The following is a 21,951-nucleotide window of genomic DNA, read 5'->3' as shown; positions in this document are numbered from 1 at the left end:
CTATCGGCGGGAAAGGTGGATACCGGCGATCATGCAACGCACTGATCCTCCGGCTGTTTCTATGGTTGGAACTGACAATGGCAGCAGAGTGGCGCTGTCTTCGATAATGTCGGTCTGTTGGGGTGTCAGCGCATCTTTGGCGCGACTGGAAAGAGCCAGCACGAGCCCATCACGACCACTAAGCTCGATGGTGTTTCCGGCAAAATCTGCGATCTGGTCATGGGACAGATCGATTACGGTGCGACCGGATTCTTCCAATCGCGCCTGTACGGTCGCGCGGCGTTCGGCATCGATGATCATGTCGAGGCAGATCAGTGCATAATGTGTGCCGATCCCCATCAGGACATTGGTGTGATAAACGTCTCGGCCTGCGTCGTCCCTAGCTTCGAACGCGATGGGTTCGTAGTTGAAGTTCGTGCAGAACCGCTCCAACAAAACGGGATCAGCGCGGTTTGACTTGACCGTGTAAGCGATGCGGCCGACGTGATCGAGAACCATTGCTCCGGTACCTTCCAGTGCGAGATCGTCCTGTTCCAGCCCCGAATAATCGATCACGTCCTGAACGCGGTATTCCTGTTTCAGCAACTCGATAACATCTGTGCGGCGTTCGCGTCGACGCGACGGAACAAACATCGGATAGATCGCAACGTGCCCGCCGGGATGTGTCGAGAACCAGTTGTTGGGAAAGACACTGTCCGGCGTGTTCTGTTGACCGTGATCATCAAATACATGAACTGTGACGCCTGCATCGCGCAGTTGCTCGACTGCGCGATCATGTTCATCGCGCGCGGCTGCTGAAGTCGCTTCGGCGGATCGGTGTGCCAGTGTCTGAAACGCATTGTCATGGCGAGTCTCTGGGTTCGACACAAACTCGTGCGGTCGAACCATGACGACAGCGGAAGGAGATTGCAGGGAATTCATCAGAAACTCCGGGTCGGGCGGTCGAAGATGCGACGGCCAAGCAGGGACGCGGCCAAGTCGACCATCAGCTTTGCGGTACGCCCACGCTCATCAAGGAATGGGTTCAACTCGACCAGATCCAGCGAACAGACGAGCCCGCTTTCATGCAGCAGCTCCATCGCCAGATGAGCTTCGCGTTCGGTTGCGCCACCGGGAACGGTTGTACCGACAGCGGGGGCGATCGAGGGGTCGAGGAAATCAACATCCAGAGATACGTGAAGAATGCCATTTGCCGCGCGGACACGGTCGAGGAACGCGATCAGCGGCGCTTTGATGCCGTGCTCGTCAATGCTGCGCATGTCTGCCAGCATGGCCTGATCCTGTTCCAGTCGTGCACGTTCAGCCGGGTCCACTGATCGCAGGCCGATCATGCCTACTCGATCCGTTGGGACCGGGGCAGCCAGCGTAGGGAAGGCGTCAAATCCGGGTTGCCCCGTGAAATAAGCAACCGGTGTACCGTGCAGGTTGCCACTGCCCGTGCTGTCGGGTGTATGAAAATCGCTATGAGCGTCCAGCCAAAGTACGAACAGAGGTCGCCCGATCCCGTCGGCATGTGCTGCCATCCCGGCAACTGTGCCCATGGACAAGGCGTGATCGCCGCCCATAAAAATCGGCAGTCCGTTCGGCGCGGTTTCCTGTGCGGAGCGGCTCAGAGCGCTGGTCCAACCGACGCACTCGGGCAGGGCCACAAGGTGGGGATGCTCCGGTACATCTGACGGATCGGCGCTGACATTTCCAATATCAGACACTTGGTGTCCGAGGTCAGTTAGAGCTTGTTCCAGACCGGCCACCCGATAGGCGTCCGGGCCCATGCGGCAGCCCTGACGACGCTTGCCTGCGTCCATCGGTGCGCCAACCAATATTACATTTTGCGTATCCATATGACTATCTAGACCCTCATGATGGCTTGCGAAAAGGCAGCAAAATGTTCAAAATGACATTCGGATAAGCGAAATGGGAAGTGGTTATGGACGATTTGGATAGTAGACTGCTGAGTGCATTGCACCGCGACGCACGAGCATCGCTATCCGAACTCGCCGAAACGCTGGGGGTAACCCGCACCACTGTCCGCAGCCGCCTGCAACGGCTCAAACAGTCTGGTGAAATTGTTGGGTTCACCGTCCTCACCCGACAGGACGTCGCGCAGAGCCCGGTGCGCGGGCTGATGATGTTGGAAATCGAGGGCCGTGGGACTGAACGTACGATGGCTCGTATTGCTGCTATGCGACAGGTGCGCGCGGTTCACTCCACGAACGGCAGCTGGGATCTGATCGCCGAAATCTGGACCGAAACCCTGGCCGAACTGGACGAGGTTTTGTTCCAGATCCGGCGCATGGAAGGGATAACCAAATCCGAGACTAACCTGTTGCTGTCCACGCGCAAAGGTCGGGTCTGACGCCCGTAGCGCTTTGAGCTAGAACGAAATTGTGCGAAAGTCGGCCTGCGCGTTTCGATTGTTCAGAGTGTGATCGCGCCTGAGAGCAGGGACAAAGCATGTCAACTCATGAAAATGCCGAAGAACTCTGGGCTGTGCGCCTGGCCGAGCGGGTATCGGGATTTCTTGAAAAGCCCGTAGTCCGAATCGCGATACCGATTCTGGTTACCCTTATTGCCCTGACTGTCCTTCATGAACTGTCTTCGCACGTCAAATGGGCCGATGTAAAAACGGACGTCGCGAACACATCGTGGAAACTGATGTTTTTCGCCCTGTGCTGGACGGCAGTCAGCTTTTTGTCACTGTCACTTTACGATGTGTTTGCCGTGCAAAGTGTGGCAGATGGCGAGGTCCCTTTGCCTGTCGCAGGCATGGCTGGCGCCTGTGGCTACGCCGTGTCCAATTGCCTTGGGTTTTCCTACATTACTGGCACGGCGATCCGGTATCGGATCTATGCGTCCCTGGGTCTTGATCTAGGTCGGGTTGCGGGGGTGATTGCCACATCCTGGATAGCATTCTGGTCAGGTTTCATTCTGCTTCTGGGTGGGTTGCTAACCTTTCATCCGGATGGAGTGTCCAAAGTTCTGCCCATAAGTGACACCGTCGAAACCGTGATGGGACTGTGCCTGCTTGTGGGTTTCGCAACGCTGTTCACTTGGCTGTCCAAGGGCGGACGCAGACTGGCCACCGGTGGTTTGGGTTTCAATCTGCCGGGCGGCAAGTTGCCGGGATTGCTGACGCTGGCGGCTGTGGGCGACCTGTTTGGGGCGTCCATGACGCTGTATGTTTTAATGCCGGATGACCTTGGGGTCGGGTTTCCGTTCTTCTTCACCATTTACATTGGCGCCATTGCAGTCGGAATTCTCAGCCACGCTCCGGGTGGGATTGGCGCATTTGAGGCGACTTTGATCGCCGGGCTAGGGGCCTCGGGGCGGTCTGATGTGATCGCGGCCCTGTTGCTTTACCGGTTGATTTATACCTTCCTGCCGTTCGCCATTGCGACGCTGTCCATCGCGGTGGCTTCGGCCCTGACGCACCGACATCACATCAGCGGAGCCGCCACGTGGGTTTACCGCGTGATCCGTCCGATTGTGCCGATGGTCGCGGCCGGTGTCGCAGCTGTGGCGGGCGTCATTCTGCTGGTGTCCGGGGCGTTGCCTGCAGGCAGCGAGAACCTTAGCGCATTGCGGGACTTTCTGCCTTTGTCCTTCGTTGAAGCTTCGCATCTTGCCGGCAGCGCTGTTGGAGTGTTGCTGATCCTTGTGTCACGCGGCCTGTTCCGCAAGCTGTATCGCGCATGGATAGTGGCCATGCTGCTGATGGTTGCCGGGTTCGTCGCATCGCTGGCCAAGGGTCTGGATACGCACGAAGCGATCAGCATGTTGGGCACTATCGCCTTGCTGGCCACGTTTCGCGGAGCGTTTTACCGGGTCAGCGGGGCCTCGATATTCCGTCTGAACATCCCGTGGCTGGTCAGCGTGGTCGCCTTGCTTCTGGTCGTCTTTTGGGTCGGGCTGTTTTCCTATTCGCATGTCGAGTACCAGAACGCCTTGTGGTGGGAGTTCGCATGGAACGGTGACGCCTCGCGCTTTTTGCGATCCAGCCTTGTGGTGGCGGTTATTCTTGGTGTGGTGGCCGTGAATTCTTTGTTCGGGCGCGAGGTTCCGGAACCGGTCCGGACGGAGATCCCCGAGGTTGTTGAACGTCTGGTCATGGCAAGCGAAGACACCGAGTCGCAGATTTCACTGACCGGCGACAAGCAATTCTTGATTTCACCGGACGATGACGCATTTCTGGCTTATGCCGACACAGGCAATGCGCTGATCACCAAGGGGGAACCGGTTGGGGATGAAACCGCCGGAAAGCAACTGATCTGGCAACTGCGCGAAATGGCGGACCGCGAGGGCAAATTGTGCGCCTTCTACAGCGTATCGACTAAGTACTTGCCGACGTTTCTGGATCTGGGCCTGTCTATTCTGAAGATCGGAGAGGTCGCGCGCGTGCCGTTGAAGGATTTCTCGCTGGACGGCAAATCTCGCAAGCGGTTCCGTCAGGCCAAGAACCGGGCCGAACGCGAAGGGTATGTGTTCGAGATTATACCGAAGGAAAACGTGGGCCCTGTGTTGCCCGAACTGCGCAAGATTTCAGACGATTGGCTGGAGCATAAGGCGGGCGAGGAGAAGGGGTTCGCCTTGGGCGGGTTTGACGATGAATACCTGTCCTATTTCGATTTCGCGGTGCTGAAGAAGGCAGATACGGGAAAGATCGTCGCCTTCGCCAACCTCTTCCAAGGCGGGAACAAGTCCGAATTGTCGTTGGACCTGATGCGGTATGAGCCGGACGGGTCAAACTTTATCATGGACGCCTTGTTTGCCGAGATGATGACCTGGGGGGCAGAGCAGGGGTTCCATTGGTTCTCGCTGGGGGCGGCGCCGTTTTCGGGAATAGAGAACCGGCAACTGGCGTCTTTCTGGAACCGCGTCGGCGGGTTCCTATATGAGCACGGCGAGCAGTTCTATCACTTCGAAGGGCTGCGATCTTTCAAGCAGAAGTTCGATCCGGAGTGGAGCCCGAATTACCTCGCCAGCCCCGGTGGTCTGGCAGCACCACGTATTCTGTACGAGGTGAACATCCTGATTTCAGGCGGTTTGCGCGGGCTGACGAAGTAACACTCAGTTCAGACTGGCACGGGTTGGGGTTTTCTCCAGAAGATCGCCCCAATCTGTGCGATATGCCATTTCGGCCAGAACGGTTTCTGGTAGGAATTCTTGGTTCTGCCGGATCTGCCAGCCGCCACCCAATCCCTTGTAAACCGCAACCAGATTGCTGGACACCTGCTGGCGGGCCTGAATCAGATTGGCTTGTGATCGCAACAGGGCTGTTTGGGTGTTCAGGATACGCGAATAGCTTGCGATACCGTCCCGATACTGGTCGATGGCGATATCAGCCGCTTTGCGCGAAGCCGCGACGCTTTTTTCATAGAAGCCAACTTGCTTGCGAGATTGGGCATAGGCCACCATGGCGCTTTCAACCTCGGAATAGGCGGTCAGGACAGTGTTCTGGTAATTGGCGATCAACGCCTGATAGGCCGCATCCTGCGCGCGGACGTTGTTTTTGATCCGGCCATAGTTCAGCACGTTCCAGACCACACCGGCATTCGCGAGCCCGGTGTTGCTGCCTGCTGAAAACAGATCTTGCCCGCCCGAGGCTTGCAGGCCAATAGCACCTGACAGGATAAATTGCGGATAAAGGTCGGCCAAAGCGATCCCGACCTGCGCTGATTGCGTGGCCGCTGCCAACTCGGCTGCGCGAACGTCTGGGCGGCGGCGCAGAAGCTCGGCGGGGACACCGACGGACACATTCGTACGCGCAGAGGGGATCCGCCCGGAATTGCCTAGTAGGCTGGTCATGCGGGACGGCGTGGTTCCCAACAGCACGGCCAAAGCATTTTTGGCCTGTTGTAGATCACTTTCAATCTCTGGCACCAAGGCCTTGGTATTATTCAACAGGGCCGTGGATTCCTGTACGTCCAGCTCGGTTGTCACGCCATTTTCAAATCGCAATTGGGTCAGGTCCGCTGATTCCTGTTGCAGCTTGATGTTGTCGCGCGCCACGGCTAGCGACTCCTGCAAGGCGCGAATGTTGACATAAAGCGCCGCAACATCGCCGGTCAGGGTGACAAGCGCGTCGTCATAGTTGGCCACTTGCAGCGCCAGATTGGATCGCGCGGCCTGAACGCCACGACGTTGCTGGCCCCACACGTCCAGTTCCCATTGGGCATCAAAGCCGACCTGCGAGGTCGAAAACTCGGTGTCCAACGGAATGATCCGGCGGATATCGGAAATCGGTCCGAGGTTGTCGCTGACCTGACGGCGTTCAATGGATGCACCGATGGCCTGCGATTGGGGATAGAGCTCGCCGAACGCGATGCCCAACTGCGCGCGCGCTTGCAAGACGCGGGCACCGGCGACCTGCAGGTCAAGGTTCTGGGCGTAGGCCTCGGCGATCAATTTATTGAGGGTGGGGTCGTTGAAGGTCTGCCACCATTTCACCACCGGAGCGCTGCGCGAGGTCAGACCGCTTTGACCAGTGCTTGGGGTGTTGACCTCAATCCACTGCTTCACGACCGGAGAGCTTGGGCGCACGAAGTCTGGGCCAACTGGCGCACAACCGACCAGAAGGGCGGCGCATAGGGCTGTACCCATCAGTCGGCGGTAAAGTCTGGCCCGGGTCATCATTTGCGTCCTTAAATATCCAGTGGTCGAATGAAGTTGGCGAAGGAATAGAGACGAATGTTGATCCGCCTTAGGAACTCAAAGCTTTTGCCCTGACCGGTATAAATCGCCACGGCCGCGTGACCACCGGCAGGGAAGGTGTGCCCGTCCGGGATATCGACCGAGATTTGCACGGCAATGCGTCCGGGCAGTTTTGGCAGCTCAAACCCCGGCAGGCGGCCAGACGGCAAGTACTGACCTTGTCGGGTTGCCCACCAGATTGCCTCGACCTTGCCGGTCAGGATTTCACCCGGATACAGATCAAGGGCTACCTCAACGGGTTGGCCGACCTCGACAAATTTCAGGTTCTGCTGACGGTAGGTTGCAAGAATGTAAGGGTTATCCTTGGTGACAAAGCTGGCAATGGCGCCCAGGCGAATATCGCCGACGACCAGACCGGGACGGGCTTGTTGGGACACGATCATGCCGTCTTCGGGGGCGTAGATTGTTGTGTTGTCCAGGAAGTACTGGGCCTTGTCTAATTGCGCCTGCGCCTGAAGGATGCCGGTGTTCACGCCGTCAATCTGGGAATCCAGCGCCAGTTGCGCCTTTTCCAGATTGGCCGTGGCCTCTTTGACCTGAGCCTGATCCTCGGTCACCTGTTCGTTCCAGCGATCCAGCTCGTCCTGACGCGCACCACCTGCGGGTACAAGATTTTCGTATCGGGCTTGCTGCGTCTGTGCGTAGGCAAGTTGAGCGTTGGCACGCTCAATGGCTTCCCCTGCGGCAATGACGTCCTGTTCAAGGATCTTGGCGTTCTGCTCGGCCGCGACCAGTTGCGCTGTGGCTTCCTCAACTTCAAGCGCGAACACAGTATCGTCGAACCGATACAGTGGATCGCCCTTTGTGACTTCGGTATTTGGCTCGACCAGTACCTCAGTCAATATCGTCGGTTCGGTCAGCCGTGGGACGATCTGGATGGTCGAGCGGACCACGTGGCTGTCGATAGAGAACGGCTGAAAGAACCGAAGGGCGACAAGGAAGATCAACAGCAGGTGCGCACCGACCCAGAAGGATACGATGCCCCACATGATGTTGAACTTCAGCCACTGGAACTTGAAGAAAATAAGCCAGACGAAAATGATGTAGAAAAGCGTAATGCCGAGGGCGACAAACATATTTTGTAGTTTCCTTTGGCCTTAGCTCTTTTGCGTCTCTTCCGGATCCAGCGGGTCACGGTATTCTTCCGTCAACTCACCACCCAAGCGCTTGATTTCTTTGCGAACCGCCTCACGCTCATCATCGGGCATACGGCGGATATCGACCACCGTTCCATCGTGGAACGCCCAGATGAAGGCATGGACCCAGGGTACGATGGCGAGAAACCCCATCCATCCCATGATCTTTATCGCCTCGGCATGAGGGTGGTTGCGTTTAATTGCGATGCGGCCGGGCAATCCCATCACGAATAGAAACAGCGCCATGACGGCGGCCAGCAGCAAGATCAACGCAACAAATGTCAGGTAGTCATAGTAGCCAAGCGGCTGCCCAAGTAACCCCATCTTCGTGCCTCCGTTCGGGAAGGTTTTCCCATCCTCAATTGTTGGAGCCCAGTTCGTCAATCACTTTGTAGGTGGTTGGCGGGTCAGCGCAAATGCCAGGACCACATTCAAGCAGTGTCGAGCCGGCGTTCAGAACAGCCAAACCAAACATGACAAAAAAGGCTGTTTTGGCCAGTGTGCTTCCGCCAAACCGCGGCTGCTCCGAAGTGTCGTCAGCGTATTGGCGATCAAACAGCAGCATAACCGCGGTGCCCAACAGGATCAGGAAAAAGCAAATGGCCGCCCACGTATAGTAGTGCAGCCCTAACACGGGCGAGCCGTAATGACCCGTGCCGGGAACGATATGCAGAAGGATCTGGCGGACAGAAACGCTGCCGCCATAAAGCGCTGCGATTAACATCAAAGCATAGTGCTGCGGCCGCGCGCCGTATAGCAGGTTCAACCCCAGCCCAACGCCCACGGCGACAAAGCCGACGCGCTGCAGCAGGCAAAGCGGGTAGGGCAGTTCGTAAAGCGTCAGTTGGTAAACAAAGGCCAAAAGCAGCACCAGACTGACGGCCAGCATGCCCATGGCGTTCAGGGTTCGGGACAGTTCTGGTGTCATCACCGCCCCCTACAACTGGATGGTCAATTGGCTGGTGGCGTGGAATTTCAGCCAGTACACACTCAACGCCAGCGTGAAGAAAAACAGCGCATTGGCTGCCGTTGTTTGTTGAAAATAATTCAGCCCCATGGTGGCTGTAAGTAACGCAAATAAAAGCGCTATCATGGCCCGGTTCTCCCCTTCCGTGCAACGACCGCAATATCGCGATACTGTCAGGCACTGGGAGGTCTGGCAAGAAAACTCTTACCCAGTTCACCTTTTAGGAGAACTGCTTAGGGGGCTATTGGCACACGCGAAGGTCGGTCTTCCACGCCTGACACCTCTTGCTTAGGCGGTCCGTCAGAGGCCGGTCCGTGTAGAACGTGTCGATCTCAGCCAATGAAGTGATACGCGCGGGGGCTGCACGCTGAAACTTTGAATGATCGGCCACAAGAAAGGTGCGCCGTGTCTGGGCCAGGATCGTTTGGCTGACCTGGACCTCTTGAAAATCGAAATCCAGTAGGTCGCCATCGGCATCAAGTGCCGAGCAGCCGATGACCGCATAGTCGAATTTGAAGTGCCGGATGGTTGCGACCGTCAGATTGCCGACCAGCCCGCCATCCGATCTGCGCAGGACACCACCCGCGACGACGATTTCGCAATCGGTGTTCTCGGCCAGAATATTGGCGACATTCATGTTGTTTGTGACGACCATCAGGTTCTTGTGGTTCACCAATTGGCGCGCAACCGCCTCGGTCGAGGTCCCGATATTCATGAAAACCGACGCGCCGTCCGGGATGTCTAGGGCGCAGGCCGACGCAATGTGCGCCTTGGCCTCATCGTTCAGGGCCCGGCGATCCTCATAGCCAATATTGGAAACGCCTGAGCGAATGACGGCCCCGCCATGAACCCGGTCCAGCTTCCCCAGATCCGCCAGCTCAGACAGGTCGCGGCGAATGGTCTGAACCGTGACCCCGAACTGAGCGGCCAGGTCATCCACCATCACACGGCCATCCTGTCTGGCGATGTTCAGAATGTCTGACTGACGAAAGGAAAGGGACATGGTCGGCTCCGAAACGGTGTGTGTTCGTTTTTGTTCTAATTTCGAAGGGTTTCCAAGAGATCTGATCGACCACACACTTGAAACACTTCGATTTGTGGTGATAAAACGAAAATAAACGAAAGTAAACGTTGACGAAACGCGCGTTCATCGGGTTAATGAGCCCGGTTTTTCAAACAAAGAGAATCATCCGGACATGGAACGGCACACGGACAAGGTCACGGACCTTTTCATCATTGGTGGTGGGATTAACGGGTGCGGAATAGCGCGCGATGCGGCCGGGCGCGGATTGTCCGTGACATTGGCCGAGATGAACGATCTTGCCTCGGCGACGTCTTCGGCCTCGACCAAGCTGTTTCATGGCGGCCTGCGGTATCTGGAGTACTTTGAATTCCGTCTGGTGCGCGAGGCGTTGATCGAGCGTGAAACCCTGCTGCGGGCAATGCCGCATATCAGCTGGCCGATGCGGTTCGTGTTGCCGTATCACAAGGATATGCGGTTCGATTCTGAAACGCCGACATCGCGACTTCTCAGCACAGTAATGCCTTGGATGAAGGGACGGCGCCCGGCGTGGTTGATCCGTCTGGGCCTGTTTATGTATGACCATCTTGGGGGGCGCAAAATCCTGCCGGGGACAAGCTCACTGGATTTGCAAAGCGCGCCGGAAGGCAGGCCGCTGCAGGACAAGTTTCACACAGGCTACGAGTATTCCGATTGTTGGATTGAGGATTCACGGCTGGTTGTGCTGAATGCCCGCGATGCCGAGGCACGTGGGGCGAATATTCTGGTGCGGACCGAAGTTCTGGCGGCCAAACGCGTCGATGATCTGTGGGAAATTACCATCCGCGATAAGCACAGCGGCGACACGCAGACGGTGCAGGCTAAAATGCTAATCAACGCAGGTGGACCTTGGGTTGGGGACATCATCCAGACCAAGATCCACATCAACTCTCGTGAAGGTGTGCGATTGGTGCGCGGCAGCCATATCGTGACGCCTAAGCTTTATGATCACGACAAGTGCTATTTCTTCCAAGGTGAAGACGGGCGCATCATTTTCTCCATTCCGTATGAGCGCGATTTTACGCTGATCGGCACAACGGATCAGGATCACCCAGACCCAGCAGAGCCCCCGACCTGTACGGAGACAGAGCAGGACTATCTGTGCGCGTTTGCCTCGAAGTATTTCCAAAAACCGGTTACGCGCGATGACATCGCGTGGACCTATTCCGGTGTGCGTCCGCTGTATGACGACGGGGCCAGCAGCGCCACCGCGGCAACGCGGGATTATACACTAAAAGTTGACGCGCAGGGTGGGGCGCCAGTGCTGAATGTCTTTGGCGGCAAGATCACCACCTATCGGCGTCTTGCCGAGAGTGCGATGGACAAAGTGTCAGAGCATTTCCCCGATCTTCCCGGCCCCTGGACTGCAGGCGTTTCGCTTCCGGGCGGCGATTTTCCAGTTGGTGGCGTACCGGATTTGGTCGAGGCACTGTCGGCCGACTACCCGTTTCTGGATCGTGTCTGGGCGCAACGACTGGTTCGCGCCTATGGCACTGAGGCCAAGACAATTTTGAGCGATGCCAAGTCCGCATCGGATCTGGGCGAGGACTTCGGCGCGACGCTAACCGCACGGGAATTGGCGTGGCTGATGGACAAAGAATATGCGCGCACGGCTGAAGATGTTGTTTGGCGCCGAAACAAGATGGGCCTGCGGTTAAGTGCCGAGCAAATCGCCGGCATTCAAGGCTGGATGGATCGCAAAACCGAACCCGTCGTAGTGAACGCCTGACCAAAAAAGTAAAAGCCCCGCCAGTTTGGCGGGGCTTTTGTTTTGGATCACGCGGCCTCTTCTGATGAGCCCGGATCATCCTTGGTTCCCTTGATCCATTCCCGCATCCCTTGCAGCAAGGCGTATAGGACCGGCACTAGGATCACGCCGACCAAAGTGGCTGCCAGCATCCCGCCGAACACGGCGACACCGATGGCCTTCTGACTGGCGGCACCCGCGCCGCTGGCCGCCAGAAGCGGCACAACACCCAACAGGAAGGACAGGGCCGTCATCATTACCGCACGGAAACGCTGATAAGCGGCCTCGGCTGCGGCGTCTTTGACCGACAACCCCTTGGCGCGTTGTTCCATCGCGAATTCAACGATCAGAATGCCGTTCTTTGAGGCCAGCCCCACAAGCATGATCATCCCGATCTGCGTATAGAGGTTGATGTCGCTGCCCACGATGGCCACGGCCGCCACCGCCCCGAACAAGGCGACGATCACCGATAGCAGGATCGACACGGGCAAGGTCCAACTCTCGTATTGCCCCACAAGGAAGAGGTAGCCGAACAGGATCGCCAGCCCGAGGATGACGACCACCAGACCACCGGTCGCCAATTGCTGTTGTGCAGTACCGGTCCATTCAAAGGCATAGCCCGGGGGCAGGGCAGTCGTGGATTCCTCGGTCATGACATTAATCGCGTCACCGGTGGATAACCCAGGGGCCGGAACCGCCGTTACGGTCGCCGAACGGAACAGGTTGTGACGTTTCAGCAAGACCGGACCCAGTACGTTTTCGACATCGATGAGCGTACCCAACGGCACCATCTCACCCTTGGTCGATCGCACATACAGGTTCGCGATATCGTCGACATTATCACGATATGAACCGTCGGCCTGGATCATCACGCGATACACACGTCCGAACAGGTTGAAGTCGTTCACATAGTATGACCCCAACTGCGCCTGCATCGTCTGGAACACCTCGGCCACGGACACTTGCAGCGTCTTGGCCTTTTCGCGGTCCAGATCCACGAACAACTGAGGAACGTTGGCCCGGAAAGTGGTATAGGCCTGACCGATTTCAGGACGTTGGTTAGCCGCATAGACGAACGACCCAACCGCCGAGGCCAGATCCTGAGGCGTACCGCCTCCGGTCTGCTGCACCTCCATCTCGACGCCAGCCGAGTTGCCCAAGCCTTGAATGGGTGGTGGGTTGAACGCGATGATCGATGCAGCGGATTCACCATAGGCTATCGCCAGTACTTTCTGCAGGATCGCGTCAGCGCTCAGGTCATCCTCTTTCCGTTCATCCCAGTTGTCGAGGTTCACAAAGATCGCGGCGCCGTTTGTCGTTGTGCCGTTCAGGATCGAGAAGCCGTTGATCAGAACTGTGCTTGCGACGCCGGGGATCTGTTGGATCTGTGTGTCGACACGTGCAGTGACCGCTTCGGTCCGTTCCAACGTCGCAGCGTCTGGCAGTTGCACATCCACGAACAGATATCCGTTGTCTTCAAGTGGAAGGAAGCCGCTTGAGGTGTTGGACATGATTGTGCCCGTACCCATGGCCAGCGCCACGATGATGCCCAGACCAACGATAGGCAGGATCAGTAGTTTCCGGACTATGGCGACATAGCCACTGCGAACACCACCGATGAAGTTCTCGAACACTGCCAACAGCCCTTTGGGTGGGCCGGATCGCGCCTTCAACACCAACCCGCACAACGCAGGCGACAGCGTCAACGCGTTGATCGACGAGATCACAACAGCGGTCGAGATCGTCACAGCGAACTGCGAATAAAGCCGCCCCGAGATGCCGGGCATAAAGGTGACGGGTACGAACACCGCCAACAGAACCAGCGTTGTCGCAATCACCGGACCGGTGATCTGCCCCATGGCTTTGCGCGTCGCCTCGGCAGGGGGAAGGCCTTCGTCTGCGATAATCCGTTCGACGTTTTCAACCACAACAATCGCGTCATCAACCACGATGCCGATGGCCAGCACCAAAGCGAACAATGAGATCGTGTTCAGCGACATGCCAAACAGCAGCAGGAACGCAAAGGTCCCGATCAACGAGACGGGGATCGCAACCGCTGGAATGATCGTCGCGCGCCAGCTTCCAAGGAAAACAAACACCACCGAAATCACAAGGATGAAGGTCAAGATCAGGGTCGTGACCACGTCATTCAGCGACTGATTTACAAAGTCCGTCGTGTTGAATGGAACAGCGTATTCCACATCCGTCGGGAAGGTACGTGACAACCGCTCAAGCTCGGCCTCTACTCGGTCCGACACGGCCAGCGCGTTCGCGCCAGGGGCCTGGTAGATACCGATTACCGTCGCCGGGACACTGTCAAAATAGCCCGAGGCCGCATAGTACTCCGCGCCCAGCTCGACCCGCGCGATGTCCTTGACCCGTACGATTGAACCGGCATCCCCAGTCCGGATGACAATGTCGCCGAACTCTGCGGCCGAGGTTAGGCGGCCCTTGGTTTTGATCGTGTATTGAAAGGTCTGCCCTTCCGGGACCGGAGGAGCGCCGATAGAACCGGCCGAAACTTCGACGTTTTGTTCCCGAATTGCATTGATCACGTCACCGGGTGTGATGGACAAAGCAGCCATCTGATCCGGGTCCATCCAGATCCGCATGGCGTATTCAAGATTGGTCAGAACGTCGGCTTTACCCACACCCTGAACACGCGCCAGCGCGTCCTTCAGGTTGATCGAAGCATAGTTTGATAGAAAGACACTGTCATACGTCTCATTCGGTGAGGTCAGCGTCACCAGCAACAGCATGTTGGTGGATGCTTTTTGTGTGACCACACCTGACGAGGTTACCTCGGAGGGCAGGGATGACATGGCCTGAGCCACTCGGTTCTGCACGTTGACTGAGGCGATATCCGGGTCAGTGCCTACTTCGAATGTGACGTTCAGCGAATAGGATCCGTTGTCTGCCGAAGTCGACGTCATGTAGATCATGTCGTCTACACCGTTGACCTGCGCCTCGATCGGGGCGGCGACGGTGTTTTCCACGGTTTCGGCGTTGGCGCCAGTGTAGGTGGTCGTCACGCTGACCACCGGTGGCGTAATGTCCGGGAACTGAGCGACCGGCAGAACCAAATAGCCGATGCCGCCCATGATCGTCAGGACAAGCGAAATAACAAGCGCCAGCTTGGGCCGGCTAATGAACAGGGCTGAGAACATCCGTTATTCTCCCGGCTGTTCAGAGGCGACGACGGCATCCACCGCAACGCCCGGGCGAACCCGCTGCAGGCCCTCAACGATCACGCTTTCACCTTCGCGCAGACCATCTGTCACAATAATCGCGGTCCCAACCACGTCGCCAGTTGTGATATAGCGCTGTTCGACCATCTGCTTGTCATTCACCACCAGCACGAACTCGCCGCGCTGATCGCGTTGCAATGCGGCCTGAGGGACCAGCACCTGAAGGGTGGGCTCCAGTGCTTCGATCTGAACGCTCAGAAATTGTCCGTCGATGATGAACCGGTCCGCGTTGGGGAACTCGGCACGCATAGTAATTGCGCCTGTCAGCGGGTCGATGCGGTTATCTACAAAAACGATCTCGCCTGTTTCGTCCAGCTTGGTTCCGTTGGGCAAGGTGAGGTGCACATTCGGGCTTTTGTTGCTTTCAGCCAGTGAAGCTGCGCTCTCTCCAACCTGTTCGAGGACCGAGGTGAATTGTTTTTCGTTCAGCGAGAAATTTACATAGATAGGGGCTTCGCTTACCAGGTTGACGAGCGGGGGGTTTGTTGGTCCGACAACGTCACCTACGCTGGTTTCTACGCGCCCAATCCGCCCGTCAAACGGCGCGTGGATTTCGGTATAGCTCAGGTCCAACTCTGCTTGTTGGATGGCAGCGTGAGCGGCCTTGACCTCGGCCTCGGCGACCAGTTCATTGGCGCGGGCGATGTCACGCTCGGACTCCGGGGTGGCATCGCGTTTGTACAGCTCTTCCTTTCGGGCCAGATCGACCTTGGCAAGCTCCAGATTGGCCTCGGCCCGGTCCAGATCGGCTTTCCGGGCCTCCAGGGTCGCCTCATAAAGATCGGGTTCGATGGTGAACAACAGGTCGTCTTTTTTGACAAGCGCGCCGTCTTCCACATCCTGAGTTTCAAGAAAGCCGTTCACGCGGGCGACAATATCCACCTTGTTAATGGCCTCGGCGCGCCCGATGAACACGGCCTCATCGGTAATTTCTTCAGTATAGGCCGCTGCAATAGACACTTTCGGCGGCGGCGCGTCGCTTTGATCCTGGGCCAGCGCCGTGAACGAGGCGCCCAAACTGGTCAGTGCCGCGATGGCCAAGACCGGACCTCTGTGTCGAAAAAATGAATTCTTTAATGCAAGGGACATGGCGGGCGCCTCATTAGACCTAAGGATATTGCGCCGGGGCAGCTCTGTTGCCTCGACGAGTCGTGCTGATTTCTTGGCAGGATGGCCGTTTTGGAACTTTATCTCAAGCTTCTTGAATGCGTCAGCTGGGTGGTGTGCCCGGAAATTATTCCGGTTTCAGGCGGACTTACGCCAAGATCCTATGGAGTTTTGGCGCCTAATCCCGGTTTTTGCCCCATTTCAAATGAAAACGGAGGCCAAATGGCCTCCGTAACAATGGTGTTGTGATCCAAAACATCAGTCGCGCTGTCCAGCGAACCTGGATTGCCATTCTTCGCGCTGTTCGTCGGTGATCTTGGCGAACAGAACGTCTGGTACCGTGAATTCGTGACCGGCGGGCAGGGCGTCCAGCGCGGCTGCGACATCGTCAGGCCAACTGGTGTCCAATGTGTTCATTGCGCTCAGCATCTTGGCCGAGGCTTCAGGGATGAACGGTGCGCTGAGTACGGCGTAGAGGCGGATCAGGTTCAGGCCCAGACGTACCTGAGCGGCGGCCTGTTCAGGGTCTTCCTTGAAGGTCGACCACGGGGCAGCAGCTTGCAGGTATTCGTTGCCCGCAACCCAGATCGCACGCAGTTCCTGCGCGGATTTGCGAACCTCCATCGCCTCCATATGCGTTTCATAGGCGTGGACGCGTTTGGTCAGTTCATCAATCAACGCGTGTTCGCGATCGCCAAAAGCGCCACCTTCAGGAACTGCCTCACCAAACTTAGAGCGGCAGAACTTTGTAATGCGGCTGACAAAGTTACCCAGAACATCCGCCAGGTCCTTGTTCACCGACTGTTGGAAGTTCTCCCATGTGAATTCGCTGTCGCTGCTTTCTGGTGCATGGCTCAGCAGCCACCAGCGCCAATAATCGGCTGGCAGGATTTCCAGCGCCTGATCCATGAACACACCACGGCCTTGGCTGGTCGAGAACTGACCACCATCGTAGTTCAGGTAATTGAACGACTTGATGTAGTCGACAAGCTTCCAACGTTCAGATGACCCAGATTCTTCGTTGTACGTATTGGTGCCCAAAATTGTCGCCGGGAAGGAAAGGGTGTGGAAAGGCACATTGTCCTTGCCCATGAACTGGACATAACGGACATCATCCGCCCCTTTGTCGGTGCGCCACCAGCGCTCCCAGTCGGCCTCGGTCCTGCCGTTGGCATTCGCCCATTCCTTCGCGCAGGCGATGTATTCGATCGGCGCGTCGAACCAGACGTAGAAGACTTTGCCCTCCATGCCGGGCCAGTCCTGATCGCCCTTCTTGACCGGTACACCCCAGTCCAGATCGCGGGTGATGCCGCGATCCTGAAGACCGTCGCCGTCATGCAGCCATTTCTTGGCAATCGAGGTTGTCAGGATTGGCCAGTCGCTTTTGCTGTCGATCCATGCATCCAGCTGATCTTTCATCGCTGATTGACGCAGGTACAGGTGTTTGGTCTCGCGCACCTCCAGATCAGTTGAACCGGAAATGGCCGAGCGCGGCTCGATCAGATCGGTCGGGTCCAACTGTTTGGTACAGTTTTCACACTGGTCGCCCCGCGCGCGCTCATATCCGCAATTGGGGCAGGTGCCTTCGATATAGCGGTCAGGAAGAAAGCGGCCATCGGCGTTGGAATAGACCTGTTTTTCGCCGACTTCGCGGATCAGCCCAGCATCGTCCAGCTTCCCGGCAAAATGCTGGGTCAGCGTCTTGTTCTGCTCGCTGGACGAGCGGCCAAAATGATCGAAGCTCATGCCAAAACGCTTGGCGATATCGGCCTGAACTTCGTACATGTCCGCGCAGTATTCAGCCACTGGCTTGCCCGCTTTCGCTGCGGCCAGCTCGGCGGGTGTGCCGTGTTCGTCGGTGGCGCACAGGAACATGACCTCGTTCCCCCGGCCACGCAGGTAGCGCGCGTACAGATCAGCCGGCAATTGCGAGCCGATCAGGTTACCGAGGTGCTTGATCCCGTTGATGTAAGGGATCGCTGAGGTGATGAGAATTCGAGCCATGTTCCGTTTCCGCGTACTGTCTGCGCGCCCGTCTACATTATGTTACCGGCCAGCAAAACCCCGGCTTTGGTTCGGACGTCATTTTAGGCACGGGTCGCCGGAAAAATCGGACTGAGTTGCAGCCTTGGATTGCGTCGCCTTCATCGCATGCAATACCCCAGAGTTGTAAATTGGAATCACAAACTCTTGAATTTTCACAATGAGTTTCCATCTATCATGTATACCACAGTATACAATAACGAGGGCAAACAACTGATGTTCGACTTTCTGCTCGAGGGTGCATTTGCGCCCTTCACTTTGGCGCTTGCGCTTCTGTTCGGCCTGCTTGTGCTGGAACTGATCGCATTAGTCCTGGGTGGAAGCCTTATGGCGGGCGAGGGCGAGGTTGATCTGGACGTTGTTGACGCCCCGGATCTCGATGTTGGTGATTTCGATCTGGATATCGATGCCGATGTCGACCTAGGTGACTTTGAGCTGGCCGAGGTCGAAGCGGACGCGCCTGGCGCGGCCCCTTCGGGACCCTTGGCGTGGCTTGGGATCGGCAAAGTGCCGTTCATGATCTGGCTGGTTGTTCTGCTGGCGGGTTTTGGCCTGTCCGGTATGGGCCTGCAGTTGGCGCTGCGCGATCTGCTTGGCTTCGACCTGCCTGCCTGGATGGCCGCGATCCCTGCCGGTGCCTTTGGTCTTTGGTTTGCACGTGGCTTTGGCGGGGTCTTTGCCCGCTTGCTGCCCAAAACCGAGACCGAGGCAATGTCCGAACGGATGCTTGCTCGCCGCCGGGGCGTAATCACCCAAGGCACCGCTTCGCGCGGACGCCCGGCTGAGGTGCGTGTCATGGACCGCTTTGGCAACGCCCACTACCTGCGCGCTGAGCCGCTGCAGGACAAAGACGCGCTGAAGCAAGGCACCGATGTGCTGGTGCTGCGCGACCGACGGCGCGACCGGTTCGTTCTGGTCGGCATGTCTGAATAACCAAAATTTCTAACCCCATCACGGAGGATTTTGCATGGAACTTGAATTCCTAGCCGTCATAGTTGTGACCATTCTGGCAGTAGTTTTGTTTATCGGCCTTGTGCTTGGCCGTCTCTATAAACGCGCGACCCGAGAGATCAGCCTGGTGAAAACCGGTGCTGGCGGTAAGAAAGTCATCATGGATGGTGGCGTTATCGTCGTGCCGTTGCTGCACGAAGTCAGCCCAGTCAACATGAAAACCCTACGCCTTGAGGTTCAGCGCAGCGGCGAGGCCGCTCTGATCACCAAAGACCGGATGCGTGTCGACGTGGGCGTCGAGTTCTACGTCTCGGTCATGGCGACAGAAGAGGGCATCGCACGCGCAGCCCAAACACTGGGCGACCGTACATTCGACGTCGAACAGCTGCGGGAAATGATCGAAGGCAAATTGATCGACGGTCTGCGCGCTGTTGCGGCCCAGATGACGATGGACGGTCTGCACGAAAACCGCGCTGACTTTGTGCAAGAAGTGCAGAATGCGGTGTCCGAAGACCTGCTGAAGAACGGTTTGTCTTTGGAATCTGTCTCGTTGACCGCGTTGGACCAGACGCCGTTTGAGGCTCTGGACGAAAACAACGCCTTTAACGCTGTGGGTATGCGCAAATTGGCCGAGGTGATTGCGACCTCAAAGAAAGAGCGCGCGCAGATTGATGCCGATGCCGAGGTCGAGGTACGTCGGGCAGCGATGGAAGCTCAGCGTCAGAAGCTGTTGATCGAAAAGGACGAAGAGCAGGCGCGCATCGAGCAGACGCAACAGATCGAAACGCTGCGTGTGGCGCAAGAGGCCGAGGTTGCAGCCCGGACCGAAGACTCGGTACGCGAAACGGAACGGGCACGGATCGCCCGTGAAGAAGCCATTCGCGCCGCAGACATCGAGCGTGAGCGTAAAATCCGCGAGGCCGAGATCTCGAAAGAGCGTGAACTGGAAGTGGCTGAACAAGAGCGTCAGATCATCATCGCGCAGAAATCCGAAGAGGAAAGCCGCGCGCGTGCATCAGCCGATCTGGCCCGCGCTGAGGCGACCAAGGCGACCGAAGCCGTGGCTACCGCGCAAAAGGTTGCCGAGGCCGAGCGTATCAAGCAGATCGCTCTGATTGAAGCCACGCGTGAAGCTGAACGTCAGGCGACGGCGATCCGACTGGCTGCGCAAGCTGACAAAGAAGCCGCTGCTGACCGCGCCGAAGCCCGCCGTGAAGAGGCCCAGGCCGAAGCAGATGCACTGAACATCCGTGCCGAGGCCAAGAAGAACGACATGCTGGCCGAAGCCGAAGGTAAGCGTGCGATCGTCGAGGCAGACAACGTGCTGTCAGTGGATCAGATCCGCATGAAGGTTGATCTGGCACGCATTGAAACCATGCCGTCGATTATTGCGGAGATGGTCAAACCGGCTGAGAAGATCGACTCGATCAAGATCCATCAGGTCGGCGGTATCGGTGGCGCCAATGGCGGCGGCGCATCGAACGGTGACAAGCCGGTCGTCAATCAGGCGCTGGACTCGATCATGGGAATGGCGGTGCAGATGCCGGCGCTCAAGAAGCTGGGTGAAGAGCTTGGCTTGTCGATGGAAAACGGTGTCGGCGGTGTCGTCAACGGTGCGCTTGAATCAACGGTCGAACCTGCCGAAGAGGGCGGCGTGATCGAAGAAGGATCGCGGACTGAACACTAATCGAAAGGGGCCGGGGTTTTCCCGGCCCTTTTTTATTTCCTTTCACGCGACCGTTTCAGCAGACGACCAATCGTGAAAGATGTGCGTGGCGCGTAGACATAGTTTGTCCGCTCTTCGGGCGTCGGGCGTGAGCGCATTCGGGCCAGGCCAAAGATGATCAGGAAAACATGGCCGATGGCCACAAATGCAAATAGCGCTCCGGGTCCGAACTGCTGAATCAGTGTCGATGAGATATAGGGCGAGGCTATCGCACCCAAAGCGAACCAGAACATGAGTGCCGCGGAAAGCTCGACCCGTTCTTCTGCCGTTGCAAAGTCATTCGCATGAGCGGAAGAGACCGAGAAGATCGGGAAGGTTGTCAGGCCAAAGAATACGGCAGCCAGCATGACGCCTACCGTTCCTGTTCCGCTGGCCGCCATTGTGACACCGCTGCTGACGACCGCAGCAACGGACAGCCAGATCAGCACCCAGCGTCTGTCATATTTGTCGGCCAGCCAGCCAACCGGGTACTGCGCCAGTGCGCCACCCAATACGAATGACGCCAGGAAGAATGCGATCTGGTCCACGTCCAGCCCAACTTCCTGACCGTAGACCGGACCAACCATCCGAAACGACGCAGAGCTGAGCGCCGCAACGATCACTCCTGCAACAGCCAAGGGCGAGCTGCGCCAGGCCAGTTTGGGCTTTAGCCGAGGGGCGTCGGGTGTTTTCGGCTGGCTGGCCCGTGTCAACGTCAGCGGCAACAGGGACGCGCAGCACAAAATAGCCAGCAAGTTGTACGACACATAAGACGCAGGCGGCAGAACCGCGATGATCAACTGTGCGCACAGAGACGCGCCCATATCCGCGATGCGATAAGTCCCCATGGCGCGGCCGCGCGTTTCGTTTGTGACCTTGGCGTTCAGCCATGCTTCGATCACCGTATAGGCCCCGGCGACACAGGTTCCGGATGCGACTCGAAGGGCTGCCCAGATGTACGGGTTTTCGGTCAACGTATGCCCAATAAGACCCATCGCACCCAAGGCCGTGCAGACCGCAAAAGCGCGCGAATGTCCGACACTGCCCATTAGGCGGGGGGACCACCAGCAGCCAATGAAGAAGCCGACAAAATGGGCCGAACCCAACATACCGATTTGTCCGGTCGTGAACCCAAGCGTGATGCCGGATATCGCATCCAAAGGACCAACGCCGCCCGTCGAGAGCTGCAGAAGAATGACAGAAAGAAACAGGGCGGCAAAAGAAATGATCGTGCGCATAGTGCGCCCAGCATTACCCCATCAGCGAGCGTTGCGCG

The 21,951-nt window shown here is 57.5% G+C and carries 17 protein-coding genes; 5 read left to right on the top strand and 12 right to left on the bottom strand.

Features of this window, described 5'->3' with window-relative positions:
• Both ctlX and rocF read right to left on the bottom strand, forming a co-directional pair.
• Positions 1-921 carry a citrulline utilization hydrolase CtlX gene (gene ctlX / locus AC2FFP_RS05890; protein WP_170557771.1) on the bottom strand — a complete coding sequence of 307 codons (921 nt, stop codon included), beginning with the start codon at positions 919-921 and terminating at the stop codon, positions 1-3.
• Positions 921-1,841: an arginase gene (rocF, locus tag AC2FFP_RS05885; protein WP_496766650.1), complete on the bottom strand. Its 921-nt coding sequence runs from the start codon at positions 1,839-1,841 to the stop codon at positions 921-923. The genes ctlX and rocF overlap by 1 nt, the downstream gene beginning before the upstream one ends.
• A gap of 86 nt (positions 1,842-1,927) precedes the next feature.
• Here rocF and AC2FFP_RS05880 point away from each other — a divergent pair, with 86 nt between their 5' ends.
• Together AC2FFP_RS05880 and mprF are read left to right on the top strand one after the other, a co-directional pair.
• The gene (locus AC2FFP_RS05880; RefSeq protein WP_496722388.1) at positions 1,928-2,356 is read left to right on the top strand and encodes an Lrp/AsnC family transcriptional regulator; all 429 of its coding nucleotides are present in this window, start codon (positions 1,928-1,930) and stop codon (positions 2,354-2,356) included.
• A gap of 98 nt (positions 2,357-2,454) precedes the next feature.
• Positions 2,455-5,064: a bifunctional lysylphosphatidylglycerol flippase/synthetase MprF gene (gene mprF, locus AC2FFP_RS05875; RefSeq protein WP_496880805.1), complete on the top strand. Its 2,610-nt coding sequence runs from the start codon at positions 2,455-2,457 to the stop codon at positions 5,062-5,064.
• Positions 5,065-5,067: 3 nt separating this feature from the next.
• On the opposite strand, the gene AC2FFP_RS05870 is transcribed toward mprF, so the two are convergent.
• The 6 genes from AC2FFP_RS05870 to AC2FFP_RS05845 all read right to left on the bottom strand — a co-directional run bounded on the left by AC2FFP_RS05870 (position 5,068) and on the right by AC2FFP_RS05845 (position 9,817).
• Positions 5,068-6,630, bottom strand: a complete 1,563-nt coding sequence (locus AC2FFP_RS05870; protein WP_496843962.1) for an efflux transporter outer membrane subunit — start codon at positions 6,628-6,630, stop codon at positions 5,068-5,070.
• Between the two features lie 11 nt (positions 6,631-6,641).
• Positions 6,642-7,787: an HlyD family secretion protein gene (locus tag AC2FFP_RS05865; RefSeq protein ID WP_058273814.1), complete on the bottom strand. Its 1,146-nt coding sequence runs from the start codon at positions 7,785-7,787 to the stop codon at positions 6,642-6,644.
• Positions 7,788-7,808: 21 nt separating this feature from the next.
• A complete protein-coding gene (locus AC2FFP_RS05860) occupies positions 7,809-8,171 on the bottom strand; it encodes a DUF3302 domain-containing protein (RefSeq protein WP_113788976.1) in 363 nt (120 codons plus the stop codon).
• A gap of 34 nt (positions 8,172-8,205) precedes the next feature.
• Positions 8,206-8,775, bottom strand: coding sequence for a disulfide bond formation protein B (locus AC2FFP_RS05855; protein WP_496880804.1), 570 nt, complete (start codon positions 8,773-8,775; stop codon positions 8,206-8,208).
• Positions 8,776-8,784: 9 nt separating this feature from the next.
• Entirely contained in the window at positions 8,785-8,940 is a 156-nt protein-coding gene (locus AC2FFP_RS05850; RefSeq protein WP_496766643.1) for a DUF5993 family protein, read from the bottom strand.
• 115 nt (positions 8,941-9,055) lie between these two features.
• Entirely contained in the window at positions 9,056-9,817 is a 762-nt protein-coding gene (locus AC2FFP_RS05845) for a DeoR/GlpR family DNA-binding transcription regulator (RefSeq protein ID WP_496776528.1), read from the bottom strand.
• 193 nt (positions 9,818-10,010) lie between these two features.
• Between AC2FFP_RS05845 and glpD the strand changes: the two genes are divergently transcribed.
• Positions 10,011-11,603, top strand: a complete 1,593-nt coding sequence (gene glpD, locus AC2FFP_RS05840; protein ID WP_496776530.1) for a glycerol-3-phosphate dehydrogenase — start codon at positions 10,011-10,013, stop codon at positions 11,601-11,603.
• 47 nt (positions 11,604-11,650) lie between these two features.
• Here glpD and AC2FFP_RS05835 read toward each other — a convergent pair whose 3' ends face one another.
• The 3 genes from AC2FFP_RS05835 to metG all read right to left on the bottom strand — a co-directional run bounded on the left by AC2FFP_RS05835 (position 11,651) and on the right by metG (position 17,980).
• A complete protein-coding gene (locus tag AC2FFP_RS05835) occupies positions 11,651-14,788 on the bottom strand; it encodes an efflux RND transporter permease subunit (protein WP_496722400.1) in 3,138 nt (1,045 codons plus the stop codon).
• A 3-nt stretch (positions 14,789-14,791) separates the two neighbouring features.
• Positions 14,792-15,958 (bottom strand): efflux RND transporter periplasmic adaptor subunit, encoded by a 1,167-nt coding sequence (locus tag AC2FFP_RS05830; protein WP_496722403.1) that lies wholly within the window; start codon positions 15,956-15,958, stop codon positions 14,792-14,794.
• 276 nt (positions 15,959-16,234) lie between these two features.
• Complete coding sequence (metG, locus tag AC2FFP_RS05825; RefSeq protein WP_496776532.1) at positions 16,235-17,980, bottom strand: methionine--tRNA ligase; 1,746 nt, start codon at positions 17,978-17,980, stop codon at positions 16,235-16,237.
• 216 nt (positions 17,981-18,196) lie between these two features.
• Between metG and AC2FFP_RS05820 the strand changes: the two genes are divergently transcribed.
• Both AC2FFP_RS05820 and AC2FFP_RS05815 read left to right on the top strand, forming a co-directional pair.
• Positions 18,197-18,952 carry an OB-fold-containig protein gene (locus AC2FFP_RS05820; protein ID WP_496766629.1) on the top strand — a complete coding sequence of 252 codons (756 nt, stop codon included), beginning with the start codon at positions 18,197-18,199 and terminating at the stop codon, positions 18,950-18,952.
• A 34-nt stretch (positions 18,953-18,986) separates the two neighbouring features.
• Positions 18,987-20,657, top strand: coding sequence for a flotillin family protein (locus AC2FFP_RS05815; protein WP_496766627.1), 1,671 nt, complete (start codon positions 18,987-18,989; stop codon positions 20,655-20,657).
• Between the two features lie 32 nt (positions 20,658-20,689).
• Here the strand turns inward: AC2FFP_RS05815 and AC2FFP_RS05810 are convergent, their stop codons facing one another.
• On the bottom strand, positions 20,690-21,913 hold the full coding sequence (locus AC2FFP_RS05810; protein ID WP_496766625.1) for an MFS transporter: 1,224 nt from the start codon (positions 21,911-21,913) through the stop codon (positions 20,690-20,692).
• Positions 21,914-21,951: the final 38 nt, after the last annotated feature.

It is taken from the genome of Ruegeria sp. YTSC004, from assembly GCF_059609805.1.
This window is presented reverse-complemented; position numbering and strand designations above follow the sequence as displayed.